The organism is Methanobrevibacter sp. (genome assembly GCF_045120835.1).
Taxonomy (GTDB): Archaea; Methanobacteriota; Methanobacteria; order Methanobacteriales; family Methanobacteriaceae; genus Methanocatella.
Genome location: NZ_JBGVFE010000106.1, coordinates 1 through 2,820 on the forward strand (window position 1 = coordinate 1; position 2,820 = coordinate 2,820).

The 2,820-nt window shown below is 37.2% G+C and carries 4 protein-coding genes; all 4 read left to right on the plus strand.

Annotated elements, in window-relative coordinates:
* Nucleotides 1–76 precede the first annotated feature (76 nt).
* A complete protein-coding gene (locus tag ACJMLO_RS09580) occupies nt 77–466 on the plus strand; it encodes a DUF126 domain-containing protein (protein WP_405296233.1) in 390 nt (129 codons plus the stop codon).
* 7 nt (nt 467–473) lie between these two features.
* Complete coding sequence (locus ACJMLO_RS09585) at nt 474–1,682, plus strand: amidohydrolase family protein (protein WP_405296235.1); 1,209 nt, start codon at nt 474–476, stop codon at nt 1,680–1,682.
* Nucleotides 1,660–2,457, plus strand: a complete 798-nt coding sequence (locus ACJMLO_RS09590) for a nitroreductase family protein (RefSeq protein WP_405296237.1) — start codon at nt 1,660–1,662, stop codon at nt 2,455–2,457. The genes ACJMLO_RS09585 and ACJMLO_RS09590 overlap by 23 nt, the downstream gene beginning before the upstream one ends.
* 140 nt (nt 2,458–2,597) lie before the next feature.
* Nucleotides 2,598–2,820: cation transporter (locus tag ACJMLO_RS09595; protein ID WP_405296239.1), on the plus strand; the 223-nt coding region annotated here is incomplete at its 3' end.

Sequence of the window (2,820 nt, forward strand, 5' to 3'; positions counted from 1 at the left end):
GGTAGATACAATATCATCAGCCAATGCGATAAATCGTGGTGAAGAGGTAAATGATAAGTTATTATAGGTGATGATTATGATTGAATGTAGAAATATTGCAAAAGGAAAAGCAAAAGGGGAACTGATTGTTTCATCAGAACCTATTAGTTTTTTGGGCGGAGTAAATCCTGAAAACGGGGTGGTAATTGACCCGAATCATGAATTGAAGGGCCAAAGCGTTAAAGATAAGGTCCTGTTTATTCCGGGTGGAAAGGGTTCCACAGTTGGGTCTTATGTAATTTTTCAGATGATGAAAAACAATACGGCTCCAAAGGCAATAATCTGTTTAAATGCAGAGCCGATTATAGCTACCGGTGCCATAATGTCAGACATACCAATGGTTGATTCTCCGGTGGATGTTAAGGATTTAACAACCGGAACTCTGGTTGAAGTTGATGGGGATAATGGAACAATAGAAATATTATAGTGATAATATGCAGACTCTAATTGAAAATGTAAACATAATAAATCCTTTAGAAGATATTAAAACCAATCAGAATGTTTTAATGGAAGGTAATGTAATTAAGGAGATTTCATCATCCGGGATTAAGGCAGATAATGTAATTGATGGTGAAGACAATTATCTGCTGCCGGGATTTATCGATTGCCATGCCCATATTTTTGCGAAGGGTTTTCACAAAGAGGAAAATATGGCAAATCCTTTGGGACTTCATTTTTACAATGCTGTTCCCCACTCTTTGCAGACAATCAATGCGGGAGTTACAACAATTAGAGACTGTGGATCTGCTGATTTAAGCTTCAAATTGGCTCAAGAGAAGAAATTATTCACAGCTCCAAAAATTCACTTGTCAATAACTCCGTTGGTTATGACCGGCGGACATTTTGACTTGTTTTTGCCTTCCGGCTGGGATATGGAGATAATCTATCCGGGATTTCCTAAGGGAAGATGTGATGGTGTTGAGGAAGTCTTGAAAAAGACCCGTGAAGTTAAAAGGGCGGGCGCTGATTTTATCAAGGTAATGGCCAGTGGTGGAGTCCTGACAACCAATTCTTCACCTGAATTTGCACAATTCAACAAAAAGGAATTGAAGACAATTGTAAGGGAAGCAGATGCAAATGACATGAAAGTCTCTGCCCATTGCCATAGCTTAAAAGGAATGAACAATTGCATAGATGCAGGTTTCAGTTCAATAGAGCATGGAACATTTATTGACAGGAAAACTTCCAAAAGAATGGTTGAAAAAGATGTCAGTCTTGTTCCGACTTTGCTTGTTCATCAGTTTCTGGCAAAGAACGGTTTTCCGGCTTGGGACAGTTATGCTCAGGAAAAAACCGATAAACTGAAAGAAATTGTCAAAGTTCACAAGGAAAACATTTCTGTTGCTTACGAAGAGGGTGTAAACATTCTAATGGGAACTGACAGTGGTGTGTTTCCTCATGGACACAACTTGGAGGAACTGGTTCATCTGACTGATATCGGAATGAGCGAAGATGAGGCAATAGCTAGCGGAACAGTTAATGCCGCTGAATTTTTAGGATTTGACAATCTTGGTCTGGTTAAGGAAAATTATGTTGCCGATTTAATATTGGTCAATTCAAATCCTTTGGATGATGTCTCCGTTTTAAGCGATAATGACAATATATTAAAGGTAATTCAGGATGGAATTGAAGTTAAGCATTGATGAAGAACTATGCACTGCATGCAAATTGTGCTCCCAGGTTTGCATTCGTGATAATATTGTTGTTGGGGGGTTTGCAGTTGAGGTAGGCAGTAATTGCTTTGAATGTGGCCACTGCATGGCAGTATGCAAGGTTGGTGCAATATCTCTTAAATCCTACGAGGCTCACGAAGACAGGATAGTCGATTATGATTCCCGTGAAATTCCAGTGGGATATGATGATTTGCTTCAGTTTTTAAAGCAAAGAAGATCAATTCGATGGTTCAAAAATAAAAAGATTGATAAGGAAACTTTTGCTAAACTCTTTGAGGGAGCTTATTATTCGCCATCGGCACAAAATTCACAGGATGTCGAATTTGTCGTTTTGGATGAAAAACTTGATGAATTCATGGAGCTTGTCTATGATATTATCAAGGTTCAGGAGGATGAATTTTTCAGAATCCGGGAATTCGGAGATTATTTGAATGATAATTCAATAAAGGAATTTCACCCTCTGCTATGGCAGGGAAAACAACTAATTTTAACATTTTCAACAGATAAAACCAGTGCGGTAATAGCCAATACCCGTTTGGAACTGCTTGCGTATTCACTTGGTCTGGGAGGATTCTATTCTCTTTTTATATTGAAGGCTGACGAAATAGACCATGAGCGACTCATGGAATTTTTCCCGGGCATTGATGTGAAAAAGCACATGTACTCTTCATTTGTCATCGGATATCCTAAAGTTAAATTTAGAAGAACAATTCCTCACAGAGACATTAAGGTTAATTACATTTAAAGTAATGCATATTTCTTCAATCAGCTGTTTTTAAACTGAAAATCTACTTTTAACATTATCCAAATCAGATAATTTTAGCAAACCTAAAATTTATAATGCATTAAGAATAAAACTATTGTTATAAATTTTAAGGTGATGTCATGGTAAAGCACAAGCTTATGGATTTGCCAATTGAGGGAATGCACTGTGCTTCCTGTGTTTTAAGTGTAAATAAAACTTTTGAAAAAATTGAAGGTGTAGAAGAGGTTGACGCTGATTTGGCATCAAACAAACTGCACATTACAGTTGATACTAAAAAAATTTCCTATGAGGAAATGGAAAGGTTAGTAAAGAATTTAGGTTTTGAACTACACTCAGATGAAA

Excerpts from the sequence above, each read along its gene's own strand:
- ACJMLO_RS09590 (WP_405296237.1), top strand. The coding sequence starts at position 1,660 with ATGGAATTGAAGTTAAGCATTGATGAAGAACTATGCACTGCATGCAAA.
- ACJMLO_RS09580 (WP_405296233.1), top strand. The coding sequence starts at position 77 with ATGATTGAATGTAGAAATATTGCAAAAGGAAAAGCAAAAGGGGAACTG.
- ACJMLO_RS09585 (WP_405296235.1), top strand. The coding sequence starts at position 474 with ATGCAGACTCTAATTGAAAATGTAAACATAATAAATCCTTTAGAAGAT.